The 13148-nt window shown below is 65.0% G+C and carries 15 protein-coding genes; 8 read left to right on the forward strand and 7 right to left on the reverse strand.

Going from position 1 to position 13148, the window contains the following annotated elements:
* Nucleotides 1-50 precede the first annotated feature (50 nt).
* Both G6N57_RS09260 and G6N57_RS09265 read right to left on the reverse strand, forming a co-directional pair.
* Complete coding sequence (locus G6N57_RS09260; protein ID WP_162563938.1) at nt 51-371, reverse strand: type VII secretion target; 321 nt, start codon at nt 369-371, stop codon at nt 51-53.
* Nucleotides 364-1254: an EspA/EspE family type VII secretion system effector gene (locus G6N57_RS09265; RefSeq protein WP_162563939.1), complete on the reverse strand. Its 891-nt coding sequence runs from the start codon at nt 1252-1254 to the stop codon at nt 364-366. Before G6N57_RS09265 ends, G6N57_RS09260 begins: the two co-directional genes overlap by 8 nt.
* A 144-nt stretch (nt 1255-1398) precedes the next feature.
* On the opposite strand from G6N57_RS09265, the gene G6N57_RS09270 reads away from it, so the two are divergent.
* From G6N57_RS09270 to G6N57_RS09285, 4 genes are read left to right on the forward strand one after another with little or no spacing between them, the layout of a single operon-like run.
* Entirely contained in the window at nt 1399-1839 is a 441-nt protein-coding gene (locus G6N57_RS09270) for a hypothetical protein (RefSeq protein ID WP_133118295.1), read from the forward strand.
* The gene (locus G6N57_RS09275; protein ID WP_133118296.1) at nt 1836-2303 is read left to right on the forward strand and encodes a hypothetical protein; all 468 of its coding nucleotides are present in this window, start codon (nt 1836-1838) and stop codon (nt 2301-2303) included. The genes G6N57_RS09270 and G6N57_RS09275 overlap by 4 nt, the downstream gene beginning before the upstream one ends.
* Nucleotides 2304-2337: 34 nt before the next feature.
* Nucleotides 2338-2754: a hypothetical protein gene (locus tag G6N57_RS09280; protein WP_133118297.1), complete on the forward strand. Its 417-nt coding sequence runs from the start codon at nt 2338-2340 to the stop codon at nt 2752-2754.
* Between the two features lie 4 nt (nt 2755-2758).
* Nucleotides 2759-3205, forward strand: coding sequence for a hypothetical protein (locus G6N57_RS09285; RefSeq protein WP_133118298.1), 447 nt, complete (start codon nt 2759-2761; stop codon nt 3203-3205).
* Here the strand turns inward: G6N57_RS09285 and G6N57_RS09290 are convergent.
* The 3 genes from G6N57_RS09290 to G6N57_RS09300 are packed head-to-tail and all read right to left on the reverse strand — an operon-like array spanning nt 3187 to nt 5696.
* Entirely contained in the window at nt 3187-3810 is a 624-nt protein-coding gene (locus tag G6N57_RS09290; protein WP_077740191.1) for a CYTH domain-containing protein, read from the reverse strand. The two genes, G6N57_RS09285 and G6N57_RS09290, sit on opposite strands and share 19 nt — an antisense overlap.
* Nucleotides 3811-3847: 37 nt before the next feature.
* Complete coding sequence (locus G6N57_RS09295; RefSeq protein ID WP_077740192.1) at nt 3848-4516, reverse strand: GAP family protein; 669 nt, start codon at nt 4514-4516, stop codon at nt 3848-3850.
* Nucleotides 4517-4526: 10 nt separating this feature from the next.
* Nucleotides 4527-5696: a macrolide family glycosyltransferase gene (locus G6N57_RS09300; protein ID WP_234815591.1), complete on the reverse strand. Its 1170-nt coding sequence runs from the start codon at nt 5694-5696 to the stop codon at nt 4527-4529.
* Nucleotides 5697-5828: 132 nt separating this feature from the next.
* On the opposite strand from G6N57_RS09300, the gene clpB reads away from it, so the two are divergent.
* Entirely contained in the window at nt 5829-8375 is a 2547-nt protein-coding gene (clpB, locus tag G6N57_RS09305; RefSeq protein WP_077740193.1) for an ATP-dependent chaperone ClpB, read from the forward strand.
* 176 nt (nt 8376-8551) lie between these two features.
* On the opposite strand, the gene G6N57_RS09310 is transcribed toward clpB, so the two are convergent.
* A complete protein-coding gene (locus G6N57_RS09310; RefSeq protein ID WP_077740194.1) occupies nt 8552-9631 on the reverse strand; it encodes an NAD(P)H-dependent amine dehydrogenase family protein in 1080 nt (359 codons plus the stop codon).
* Nucleotides 9628-10686 (reverse strand): aromatic ring-hydroxylating dioxygenase subunit alpha, encoded by a 1059-nt coding sequence (locus tag G6N57_RS09315; RefSeq protein ID WP_077740195.1) that lies wholly within the window; start codon nt 10684-10686, stop codon nt 9628-9630. Before G6N57_RS09315 ends, G6N57_RS09310 begins: the two co-directional genes overlap by 4 nt.
* A 71-nt stretch (nt 10687-10757) precedes the next feature.
* On the opposite strand from G6N57_RS09315, the gene G6N57_RS09320 reads away from it, so the two are divergent.
* From G6N57_RS09320 to G6N57_RS09330, 3 genes are read left to right on the forward strand one after another with little or no spacing between them, the layout of a single operon-like run.
* The gene (locus G6N57_RS09320; protein WP_077740196.1) at nt 10758-11402 is read left to right on the forward strand and encodes a TetR/AcrR family transcriptional regulator; all 645 of its coding nucleotides are present in this window, start codon (nt 10758-10760) and stop codon (nt 11400-11402) included.
* A 59-nt stretch (nt 11403-11461) separates the two neighbouring features.
* Nucleotides 11462-12328, forward strand: coding sequence for a trehalose monomycolate transport factor TtfA (ttfA, locus tag G6N57_RS09325; protein ID WP_065462403.1), 867 nt, complete (start codon nt 11462-11464; stop codon nt 12326-12328).
* 34 nt (nt 12329-12362) lie between these two features.
* A complete protein-coding gene (locus G6N57_RS09330) occupies nt 12363-13139 on the forward strand; it encodes an SDR family NAD(P)-dependent oxidoreductase (RefSeq protein ID WP_077740197.1) in 777 nt (258 codons plus the stop codon).
* Nucleotides 13140-13148 lie beyond the last annotated feature (9 nt).

Here is a 13148-nt window from a genome sequence, read left to right on the forward strand (position 1 = left end):
GTTAGTCATATCCCATCGTGGTCCACAGGCCCACAATTGGTCGGTCAAGCTCACCTCGGGTGCATCTCCTTGCCGATGTCTGCTCCGGCTTGGGTGTCGGTCTGGTCGTACTGTGTTGCGGAGACCTTCAGTTTCTCCGACATATCCTGCGATACGGCAGCCATCGCTGCGCATGCGGCGGCGCGTGCATTGTCGGCCATCGCGAGTGCGGTGATGCTGACAGCGCAGACCGGACCGTGATTTACCAACATGGAGGCGCAGACACCGTCGGTGACTTCGGCTGTCAGCTCGATGTACTTCTTTGCTATGCCTTGACCGTCAGACAGTTCCTGAATATGGGCGGTAGTAACGCCCAGCGTGCCGTCAGACATTGATCGATCCTTCCCCAGTCCCTGTCGACGAGCCGGCCGACGGAGACCACGGTGTTGAAGTCGTATTTCCACCTGGCGGTGATACGAACGCTGGCGGAGCTCCCTTGGGCTTGGCGCCGGCAGCAACTTGTTGATAGGCGTTGGCTGCTTGCTGGAACTTCTGTGCATTCGCCAGAGTCAGCGCCTCCATGGTCCCAAATGCCCCTAGAGCGATGGGCATCGCTCCCGCGACTGCACCGAGCTCGAACGCCATCTGTTGCGCCGGCCCCGTCGGCGGGATTTTTCCAATGACAATCGCAATCGGGATACAGATGGTCAGCGACGTCGCGACGATTTCGAGGGCGGTACGTGTGTTGTCAATCTGCTGCGCCTCGTCGGCAATGATGCCTTTTACTTCCGTATCGATTTTGCCCATCGCGACTGCACGTTCCTGCTGCCGTTCGTTCTCACCGGCGTAGGCCTGCGATCCACTGCCATGCCACTGCTCGGTGGGCATTGCACGCTCCAAGGTGTCTGAGATCGCCTTGAAACCGTTTGCTCCCTTAGCGAACCGATCACCGGTCTCCGGATCGCCGACGCCGCACATCAACTGCATGCCATTGATGGCGAGAAGGGCCGCGCCGATGATGGGTGTACCGAAGCCCTGAATCCTTTTTGCCGACGAGCTGTATGAGCTGAAGCTGGTAGGGGTCACCCCGAAGAGTTTGTCCGCGCCAAACTCGCCGACCATCTGCGCTGCGCCTATGCCGTCTGCCACAAAGCCGAGTTTGGCGAGGCTCGCTTTTGCCGGATCCTCCGAATCCTTGGCGTCCAGATGCTCCCAAAAGCCCTTGCCTGCGAAGCCGATCTCGACAACCTTCTGGACGTGCTCCAGCTTGCTCATTGGCCCCCTTCCCCTATTGCTTCGCAACCTTAACAGCGTGATCACTGACCTCAGCGCGGCAATTTGAGCGGTGAGCATCGGGCCCGCCGGCTAGGGGTGCGGCTATGGGGTACTGGGCCGACGTGGCCTGGTTAGACTGCGAACATGCTGGTTCTGGGGGGAGGGTTTGTCCCGCTGTCGGGACGAAGTTGGCCGGACACTCCGCAAGAAGCATTGGCTCGTGCGATCTTCTTAATCCTCTTGGCGGCAGTGGTCATCCCGGCCGTGTATTGGATTTGCTGGTGGTTCACTACGAATCGGCCGATGGCCTACCAGCGGCAATTGGCGAAGGCGTCGGCTGAGTTCCGTGCCCGCTGGTCGGCTGGCCAACTCAACTGCGCGCCCTATGACCAGTTGGACGAGGAGGCGCAACGGTGTTGGCTGTTGATTCTTCTGCTCGAGGAGCGTCAGTTGGAGGCATCCGGTGCTGAGGAGTCATCTACAGACGTTGCCGCTGTGCGTCAGTGGCTGGACAGCGTGGTGGCGGCATTGAACGCAGCCGCCGCGCGAGATCGGCAGGCTGCCGGTGCGGGGGATTCGTGGTGACGTCGAGCGCTACCTTCGACGTAGGTTCCTTCATCGAGGGGTCCGTGCCTTTTGCGCTTATCGGACTGGCAACCATCATCGGCGGTGCTGCCTTCTTCTTTGGGATCGATTGGTACAGCAGAAAGGCCTCGTATCGCGAGCTCGCCCGCCTGTATACGCACTCCTCAGCGTTCTGGGCGCGCTGGCCGGGAGATCGGCTTTGGGTGGCACCGTACGGTGAGTTGGCAGCTGAAGCTGATAGGTGCGACGAGCTGATCAGAAGTGTCGGCGGCAAAAGGCTGAAGCTCAGTGTGAAAACGGCGCTGACGGAGAAGAAGCGGGCCAAGGAATTACGCGCTGAGTTCCGTCAGCAGCTCGAACGCGAGGAAGCCATGTATCAGCAGATGCTCGCAACCGTCCGTAGCGCCATGAACTACGCGATCGCTCAGGGTAGGGGCCCGCAGGCCCGGCCATACAACGCGTGAGTCCAGGTGGCCGGACCCGGTTTAGGCTGTGGCCGTGCGAGGGGACGAAGCGGCAATGGAGTTTGTCGCCCGTGGACGGCTGCCGAGCACACCAGAGGAATGGCTCGGGCTGTTGGCGGCCATTGGTGTGATGGGCGCAACCTATGTGCTGGTGCAGATTTGGGCCGGCCGCAGCGTAGCCAAGGAGTTGGATGCGCTGGAAGCGCGGCTAGTAGCCGAATCATCCCAGTTCAGAAACCGGTGGCCCGCGCAGTTGCTGTGGCAGGCGCCGTACGCGGAGCTGGAAGCTGAGGCCGAGCGTTCTTGGCGGATCGTCTTTGTCCTGGGGCAGCGGCGCGATCTTGCGCGGCGAGGCCGAGGCGGCGATTTTGATACCCAAATTGCTGCCGTCCGCAGCTGGATCACCACAGTTGTCAATGCGATGAATGTCGTTGCTTCCCGTGGACGGTAAGTCGATGTTCGACAATGTGCTTGCTGCGGGTTCTCATGAACCCAAGAGCTTCCTCACCTTTCTGACAATCGGTTTGGTGCTGTCTGCCCTCTTTGCCGCCGGAGCGATTGGCGTGGCCATGATTCCGTCAGAGGCAGGCGAACGACTGGATGCCGAACGGGCGCGGCTGTTCACCCACTCCGAAGCGTTCTGGGCGCGATGGCCGAACAATCGTGTGTTCGAGGCGCCCTATGACGAATTGGCCGACGAGGCGATCCGCTGCGAGCGGGTCATCGAGATCTATCAACGGCAGCGGGGCACGAATGTCCGCCCGGCAACGGGGCACGCTCGCAAGATCTACGACAAAGCCAACAGCCAGATCGCTGCTTACCAGGCGATGCTCAACTCGGTTCACAACGCGATGCACTACGCGATCGCACAGGGCCGCGGCCCTCAGCTGCCTTCGAATTGATTCCGCCCCAACGTATTCACGAAGGTGGGGCCGCGGCGCTCTAGTTCACCCCGGTATTCGTCGGCCCAGGCGCTGAATGGGTGATGCGCCAGATGCTCATTGCGGAACCGGTCGTCTTCGGACACCTCGGAAACGCAGAATGCGGGAATGGCGAGGTCGACCACGGGGCCGCCGCGCTCGACTTCGGCGAGCAGTAGCGGTGCGTTTCTGCCGAGGAACTGGTCGATGATCCAGCCGTCTTCGCCCAGCCACATCGAATAGCGAACCTTCGCGATGACATGTTCGGATCGGCCCACGATCTGCGCAGCGATCAATGGATCGAGCTCGCGTTCGGCCTCGTAGCGGGTGCCGCCGACGGCGGGTCCTTTGGCGGTCATGGTCCCGAGCGAATCCTCGCCCAATGTCGCTACGAGCTGGGCGGGAGTGGCATTCAATTCCGCGGGTGCGGGGCCTTGTACCCGGACGCGCACCGCGTATCCATCGGATGCGAACAGATATGCCTGCACGATGAGGGCAGGCGCGGGATCTGACGCTGCCGCCGCGGGCAATTCGCGGACAAAAAACTTCCGCTCGAATTCGAAATCACCGAAACCGGATTCGGACATGCGCACACCGTAGCCCGATCTGCGCCGAATGCGTCGCCTATAGGGCGTGAATTCCCTTGTAGAGCACGAGGAGGCCGATCACCACGAGAATCGCCGCAACCAACACCGCGTGGTTGCGTTCCATCCATTCTTTCAGCCGGCCCAGCGCCGGGTCCAAGCGCTCACCGGACACCGCATACGCCAGGATCGGCAAGGCCACGGTCGATCCGGCGGCCACGACGAAGTACAGCCCCGCCGCCCAAACCCCTGGCTGACCGAGCCCGGCGCTGCCGATCGCCAAACCTGCTGCCACGCAGATGAACAGCACTTTGGGGTTCACCACGGTCAGCGCCAGGCCCGCGGCACCTGCCCGGACCGGCGTGAGCTTGCTCAGGCTGGCCATCCACTTGGGGCTGTGCTCTGACTTGGCCCGGGTCAGATAGCGGTACACACCGAAGGCGATCAACGCGGCGCCGACCACGATGCGCAGCCACGACGCCCACGTCGGGGGCTCGTCGAGCCGGCCGAACAGTCCGGAGACGCCGACGAAGATGGCGGTGAGCGCGGCCAGGCCGAGGAACCATCCGGCGAGGAAGGACAGGCCCGTCGGCCGCGGGCGGGGGGTGTGCAGCACGAGTACCGCCGGGATGATCGACAGCGGCGACAGCGCCACCACCATGGCCAGCGGGATGAGTTCGGCGAAAACCGAACCCCAGCTCTCCGTCATGAGCAAAAACCTAGCAACCCGCGGCGATGTCTTCGACGGCGTCGGCGGCATATTCCGGTCCGCCGTGCGCGCGGATGTCCGCGCGGATGGCGTCGAGGTTGCGCCGGATCTGTTGATCGGCGGTGACACCGAGCACCGCGTCGCGAATTTCCGTCACGCCGGGCAGGTGGTCCGGTAGGTGTCCGCCCGCTCCGATGGCCTCCAAACGCGCGGCATTGGCCGGCTGGTCGACGGACTGCGGCATCGCCACCATCGGCACGCCGAACCACAGACCTTCGGTGCACGAGCCCATTCCGGCGTGGGTGATGAAGCAGTCGGCCCGCTGCAGCACGGCCGGCTGGGGAACGGACTGGTGTACCTGAACCCACGACGGGACCGGACCGACGTCGGCGCGGCCCTTCGCCAACACCAGGCGCCAACCCTGCCCGTCGAGAGCCTCGATCACGTTGCGGTACACGTCAGCTCGTTCGGTATAGGCGGTGCCGAAGGCCAGCAGTGCCAGCGGGCCGTCGCCGGGCGGGGGTGTCCAGTCGCCCGGATCGACCCGTCGAGGGTCGATGCACGGCCCGACGAACCGGTAGCGGTCGCCGACGCGCTCGGCGTTGCGTTGCATCACTCGGGGGATCAACACCAGGCAGCGGCGCGGTGCGCCGGTCACCTCGTCGAAGGTCAATCCCGACCGGGAATCGCCGAGCCACGCCTCGAATGCTTCTCGATAGGCCCGTCCGGCCGGACTGTTGAAGATCGGATCAAGGATCTCGGCCATGTCGTCGTGATAGCCCTCCCAGGCCACCTCGCTGGGTGACAACTGCGCCGCGGGCACGCCCCAGGAGTCGGCGGCCACGGGTCCGGCCATGCCGCCGATGTCGTAGAGCACCAGGTCGGGCCGGTCGGTGTCGAGGGCGCCGTGCACCTGGGGCAGGACGTGTACGGCCTCGTCGAAGAACATCCGCATGCCGGCCACCGGGTCGGCTTCGTCGAAGGACTCGGGCGCCCCGGGTGCCCCCGCCAGCACCGAGGTGCAGGCGATGACGTCGGCTCCGGTCGGTGCCGCCAGGCCTGCCAGATGGCCGCCGACCAGGTAGCTCACCCGATGTCCGCGTCGCACCAGTTCGTGGACCACCGCCAGATGTGGGTACATGTGGCTGGGGGCGGAGGCGGCGACGACGGCGATGTGCACGTGGTCGAGTCTGCCTGCCGAAAATTTTTAAAGTTGAGCGGAACAGACTCAACCTTGACTACGTTGTACAACGCGACAAGCATTTTCCACGTAGTCGAAAAGGCCGTGGATAGACATAGAAGGGGAGGTGTCGTGGACTCGTTCAACCCGACCACGAAGACCCAGGCGGCGCTGACCTCGGCGTTGCAGGCGGCGACCGCCGCAGGCAATCCACAGATCACCCCCGCCCATTTGTTGATGGCGTTGCTGACGCAGAACGACGGCATCGCCGCACCATTGCTGGAAGCGGTCGGAGTCGAGCCCGCAACCATCCGCACCGAGGCCGAGCGCCTCATCGGCCGCCTGCCGAGCGCGAGTGGCTCCAGTTCACAGCCGCAGCTGTCGCCGGAATCGATCACCGCGATCACCACCGCGCAGAACCTCGCGACCGAGATGGACGACGAATACGTCTCCACCGAGCACCTGATGGTCGGCCTGGCCACCGGAAGTTCGGACGTCGCCAAGCTGCTGACCAATCACGGCGCGTCTCCGCAGGCGCTGCGTGAGGCATTCGTCAAGGTGCGCGGCAGCGCCCGCGTCACCAGCCCGGATCCCGAGGGCAGCTACCAGGCGCTGGAGAAGTACTCCACCGACCTGACCGCCCGCGCCCGCGAAGGCAAGCTCGACCCGGTTATCGGTCGCGACACCGAGATTCGCCGCGTCGTACAGGTGCTGAGCCGCCGCACCAAGAACAACCCGGTGCTCATCGGCGAGCCCGGCGTCGGCAAGACGGCGATCGTCGAGGGCTTGGCCCAGCGCATCGTCGAAGGCGACGTGCCGGAAAGCCTGCGGGACAAGACCGTCATCAGCCTGGACCTCGGCTCGATGGTGGCGGGTGCCAAGTACCGCGGTGAATTCGAGGAACGGCTCAAGGCCGTCCTCGACGACATCAAGAACTCGGCCGGCCAGGTCATCACGTTCATCGACGAGTTGCACACCATCGTCGGCGCCGGCGCCACCGGTGAGTCCGCGATGGACGCGGGCAACATGATCAAGCCCATGCTGGCCCGCGGTGAGCTGCGACTGGTCGGCGCGACCACCCTCGAGGAGTACCGCAAGTACATCGAGAAGGACGCCGCCCTGGAGCGTCGTTTCCAGCAGGTGCTGGTCGGCGAGCCGTCGGTCGAAGACACCGTCGGCATCCTCCGCGGCCTGAAGGACCGCTACGAGGTGCACCACGGTGTGCGGATCACGGACTCCGCTCTGGTCGCGGCGGCCACGTTGAGTGACCGCTACATCACCAGCCGGTTCCTGCCGGACAAGGCCATCGACCTGGTCGACGAGGCCGCGTCCCGGCTGCGCATGGAGATCGACTCGCGGCCCGTCGAGATCGACGAGGTCGAGCGGTTGGTCCGTCGCCTCGAGATCGAGGAGATGGCGCTGTCCAAAGAAGAGGACGACGCGTCGAAGGAGCGGTTGGAGAAGCTGCGCGGTGAGCTGGCCGACTACAAGGAGAAGCTGGCGGAGCTGACGACTCGTTGGCAGAACGAAAAGAGCGCCATCGACGTCGTCCGCGAGTACAAGGAGCAGCTCGACACACTGCGCGGTGAGGCCGACCGGGCCGAACGCGATGGCGACCTGGCCAAGGCCGCCGAGCTGCGCTACGGGCGGATCCCCGAGGTCGAGAAGAAGCTCGACGCCGCGCTGCCGGTAGCCGAGGCTCGCGAGAACGTGATGCTCAAGGAGGAGGTCGGCCCTGACGACATCGCCGATGTGGTCGAGGCGTGGACCGGCATCCCGGCCGGGCGCATGCTCGAAGGCGAGACGGCCAAGCTGCTCCGCATGGAGGAGGAGCTGGGCAAGCGCGTCATCGGCCAGACCGAGGCCGTGGTCGCGGTGTCCGACGCGGTGCGCCGGTCGCGCGCCGGTGTCGCCGATCCCAACCGGCCGACGGGTTCGTTCATGTTCCTCGGCCCGACCGGCGTCGGTAAGACCGAGCTCGCAAAAGCGTTGGCGGAGTTCCTGTTCGACGATGAGCGGGCGATGGTCCGCATCGACATGAGCGAGTACGGCGAGAAGCACTCGGTGGCCCGCCTGGTCGGTGCGCCTCCGGGATACATCGGCTACGACCAGGGTGGTCAGCTGACTGAGGCCGTGCGTCGGCGTCCGTACACGGTGGTGCTGTTCGACGAGATCGAGAAGGCCCACCCGGACGTGTTCGACGTGCTGCTGCAGGTGCTCGACGAGGGCAGGTTGACCGACGGTCAGGGCCGCACGGTCGACTTCCGCAACACGATCCTGATCCTGACCTCCAACCTGGGTGCCGGCGGCACTCCGGAGCAGGTGATGGCGGCGGTGCGGGCCGCGTTCAAGCCGGAGTTCATCAACCGGCTCGACGACGTGCTGATCTTCGAGGCACTCAAGCCCGATGAGCTGGTGTCGATCGTCGACATCCAGTTGCAGCAGCTCGACAAGCGGCTGGCGCAGCGCAGGCTGTCGCTGGACGTGTCGTTGGAGGCCAAGAAGTGGCTGGGCGACCGTGGGTTCGACCCGCTGTACGGTGCCCGCCCGCTGCGCCGCCTGGTGCAGCAGGCCATCGGCGATCAACTCGCCAAGAAGCTGCTGGCCGGTGAGGTGCACGACGGAGACGTGGTGCCGGTCAACGTCAGCGCGGACGGCGAAAGCCTCGTGCTGGGCTGATTCACAAGCGAAAAGTCCCGCCACACAACACGTGTGGCGGGACTTTTTGTGTCATTGCGCAGGCGAGTGTGCACGCACGGCGGTGACTGTGCGTCAGGGGCGGCCGCACAGTCGATCGACCGCCCTGAGCGCACACTCGGCACCCGCTGTCCATTTTTGAGGGATTCGGGCCCGGTTCAGAGGGCAAACCGGCCGGCGAAGCCGCGCAACGGCACGTCGGCGCTCGTCAGCAACCCGGGCGGAGCCTTGACGACCGAGGCGATGGCGTTGAGCGCGGGCAGCCCGGTCACGGTCATGCCGATGGAGGCGAACGAGTCCGGATCGGATAGGTCCACACCGGGTTTCGGGAAGATCATGTGCTTGTTGTAGACGCACGGATCGCCCTTGATCTGAGTGATGTAGCAGCCCTTGATATCCCAGCTCGGATCGGTGTGCGGGGTCATCTGCCATTCCAGATGGGTTTCGACGCGCGGCACACCGTCGACCATGCCCTGGTACTTGATGTAGTTGCCGCCCAGCGATCCCTTGGGCAGCGTGTACCAGCCGAGGTCGACGTCCTTGGTGCAGGCGCCGAGCTCGTAGCTGAACTTGACCTCGTCGAGTTCCAGTCCGAAACAGTCGGCCATCATCAGCACGCTGTCGGCGAAGACCTCGGTGTACTTGCGCAGCTTGCCCGGGATCGACGGGTCGTCGACGGGCATGCCGTAGCCGACCTCGATCCAGGTGTCCTTGCTGTGATGGCATGAGACGTCGACGGATTCGATGGTGGTGACGTTCTCGATCTCGGCCACATCGGCCGAACACACCACACCCAGGATCTGATTGACCCCGGGGTTCATGCCCGTGCCGTAGAACGTCGACCCACCCTTCTCGCACGCCTCGGCCAACAGCTGTGACACCGGCTTTCCGGATGGATGCGGGTGATTGGTGTCGCGGTGCCAGCCGGTGATCCAGTCGGCCGTGGTGACGATGTTGATCCCGGCTTCGAGGACTTTCACGTAGAGGTCCTCGTCGGGGAACACGCCGTGGAAGGTCAACACGTCGGGCTTGGCCGCGATGATCTCGTCGATCGACCCGGTGGCCGTCACTCCGATCGGATCGATGCCGGCGATCTCACCGGCATCGCGGCCGACCTTTTCCGGTGTATAGCAATGCAATCCGATGAGCTCGAGATCGGGCCGCTTGCCGATGCGCTTGATCATCTCGGTGCCGACATTGCCGGTGGCGACCTGAAATACGCGGATCTTCTCGGTCATATGAAATCGGCCTTTCTCCCTGATGTTGGATTGGCGGCTCCGCCACCGGAAGCCAGGTCGGCTGCGCTGCCGCCCAGCCCGTCCGGATAGAACTGCATGGCCCACTTGCGGATTGCGGTGAAGCCCTCGTACTCGGCGGTGGCCAGCGCCGGAGGGTCGGAATAGCGCTGGTGTGACCAGATGTGGATGTCCTGGGTGAATTGGCGGATCACCTCGTCGCCGAACTCGTTGGCGCGCTGGGCTGCTCGGGGGCTGTCCTTGCCTGGGGTCCGGCCGATGTAGACCATGAACCGCACGTCGGAGGTGGACTCGTCGACCGGGGTCACCGCGGAGATGGTGCGGTTGTCGATCATTCCCCAGCTCTTGGTCACCGCGATGCCAAGGCCGCCGTTGATCGCCTCGACGCCGCTGCGCACGTCGTCGATCGACTGCTGATCGTCGCCCTCGAAGGTGATGGTGAAGTCGACATAGGAGATCGGTGCGGCGAAGTCGTGGCGGGTGAACACCGGAACGATCGGGGTCTGGTGCACGAACTTGAAGTGCGCGAAATCGACGCCGTTCTCCAGGACGTATTGCGGATGCAGCTCGAGCCCTTCGCGGAACAGTCGCTGCTGGGGGTAGTAGTCGGCGGCGCTGCTGCCGTCGGCGAACGACGCGAACACGTCCGGTGCGTCGAAGAACGGCTCCCGCCCCTCGATGTCGTGCCAGATGTAGACGGCCTCGTTGAGTTCCGCGACGGGGTAGGTGCGCATGCGGCGGCCGCGGTTGGGCCGGTCCTGGTACGGGATGCACACGTTGCGGCCCTCGGCGTTCCACTGCCAGCCGTGGAACGGGCACTGGATGACCTCGCCGACCACCTGGCCGCCGAACCCCAGGTGGGCGCCCAGGTGCTCGCAGAAGGCGTTCATCACGGTTACCTGCCCGGACTCCGAGCGCCAGGCGACCATCTCCTCGCCGAAGTACTTCATGGCATGGACAGCTCCGACGTCGATCTGGTCCGACCAGGCGACTTGGAACCATCCTGTCGGCTTCATCGACAACGGCGGTTTGGCCATGACGGGAATCGTAGGAGCTTCTGTGAAACTTTGGAAGAGGGTTCTGTGAAAAAGGGGGTAGCCTCTGGGAGATGACCGACGCCGACGTTGTTGCGCGCCGCACCAACCGGCGCGGTGAGGCCACGCGCGAGAACATGCTGGAAGCCGCCCGCAAGACCCTGGCCACCGGCGATCCTGGCGCGGTCTCGGCCAACCGGATCGCCAAGGACATCGGCGTCACCTGGGGTGCGGTGAAGTACCAGTTCGGCGACATCGACGGGTTCTGGGCCGCCGTGCTGCAGCGCACCGCCGAGCGTCGCGCCGGGATGTTCAGTCACCACGACAGCGCTGCATCGTTGCGCCAGCGCGTCGCCGCCATCATCGACCTGCTCTATGACGGACTGACCGCAGGCGATTCACGCGCGATCGAGAATCTGCGTGCGTCCCTGCCGCGGGATCCCGCCGAACTCGAACGGCTCTATCCGAAGACCGCCGCGGAGCTGTCGTCCTGGGGGCGGGGCTGGCTACAAACCTGTCAGCAGGCCTTCGCCGACCTCGGTGTCGACCCCGAGCGGGTCCGTGAGGTCGCCGCGTTCATCCCCGGCGCCATGCGTGGCATCACCTCCGAGCGTCAACTCGGCAGCTTCATCGACCTCGACGTGGCCCGGCGGGGACTGACCAACGCGATCGTCACGTACCTAGAAGAGTCTCGGTCACAGCGCTCTGATCACCAGTAACCGGGTTGTGACCTCACAAGGCTGGGGCTTTCCCGCTGTCAACAAGTAGGCTATGCCCGATGGTCCCGCTCTGGTTCACGCTGTCCGCACTCTGTTTCGTGGGTGCGGCGGTGCTGCTGTACGTCGACATCGACCGTCGACGTGGGTTGGGACGGCGCCGCAAGTCGTGGGCGAAGTCGCATGGCTTCGATTACGAGCACGAGTCGCACGAGATCCTCAAGCGCTGGAAGCGCGGGGTGATGTCGACCGTCGGTGACGTCACGGCCAAGAACGTCGTACTCGGCCAGATCCGTGGCGAGGCGGTGTTCATCTTTGACATCGAAGAAGTGGCGACGGTGATCGCACTTCACCGCAAGGTCGGCACGAACGTGGTCGTCGATCTGCGGCTCAAGGGCATCAAGGAACCCCGGGAGAGCGATATCTGGCTCCTCGGCGCGATCGGCCCGCGGATGGTGTACTCCACCAACCTCGACGCCGCTCGCCGTGCCTGCGACCGCCGGATGGTCACATTCGCCCACACCGCGCCCGATTGCGCCGAGATCATGTGGAACGAGCAGAACTGGACGCTCGTCAGCATGCCGGTCACGAGCACCCGTGCTCAATGGGACGAGGGGCTGCGCACCGTGCGCCAGTTCAACGACCTGTTGCGGGTGCTGCCGCCGGTTCCGCAGAACGGTGTGGCGCCGCAGTCGGGTCAGGGCAGCCAGGCGGCGTTGGCGCGTCGCGCGGGCTCGCCCAGCCGCCCCTTGGCGCCTACCCCCGCCGGCCGCCGGGAGTTGCCGCCGGGCCGGGCCGACTCGGCACCCGGACGTGGTGACATCAGCCGCTATACGCAACCGCGCCAGGAGCCGGGCCGCCCGGACGCGGTCCGTCGGACCCCGCCGCCGGCACGCAACGGGCGCCACGCACCGCACTACCAGCGCTAGCCGGCGCAACGGAACAGTTCAGTAACCTGTCGGCATGCCTCGTCCCGTTGCGCTGATCACTGGACCGACCTCGGGTCTGGGCGCAGGGTTCGCCCGCCGGTACGCGCGTGACGGCTATGACCTCGTCCTCGTGGCGCGCGACGGCGCCCGGTTGGAACAACTCGCTGCCGAACTGCATGACGAGGCAGGCGTGGACGTCGAGGTGCTTCCCGCCGACCTGGCATGCGCTCCGGACCGGGCGAAGGTGGCCGATCGGTTGCGGGCCGGCGTGCAGGTGCTGGTGAACAATGCCGGGTTCGGCACGTCGGGTGAATTCTGGACCGCCGAGCTGGCCCAGTTGCAGGCCCAATTGGATGTCAACGTCACCGCGGTGATGGAGCTGACGCACGCCGTGTTGCCGTCGATGATCGACGCGGGCACCGGCACGATCATCAACGTGGCCAGCGTCGCCGGGCTGGTGCCCGGACGCGGATCGACCTACTCGGCGTCCAAGGCCTGGGTCGTCTCGTTCAGCGAGGGGCTGGCCAATGGACTGGGCGGCACCGGGGTCGGCGTGCACGCGCTGTGCCCGGGTTTCGTCCACACCGAGTTTCATGCCCGCGCGGGCATCGACATGGCGGGCACACCGTCGTTCCTGTGGCTGCAGGTCGAGGACGTGGTGCGTGACTGCCTGGCCGACGTGGCCGCAGGCAAGGTGGTCATCGTGCCCGGCCTGCAGTACAAGGTGCTCACCACCGGGGGCCGGCTGGTTCCGCGAAACCTGGTGCGCGCCATGACAAAAGCAGTGGGAAAAGGTCGTGGGAGAACTTAGAACAGAACT

Origin of the sequence: Mycolicibacterium boenickei (assembly GCF_010731295.1) — a bacterium.
GTDB classification, from domain to species: Bacteria; Actinomycetota; Actinomycetes; order Mycobacteriales; family Mycobacteriaceae; genus Mycobacterium; species Mycobacterium boenickei.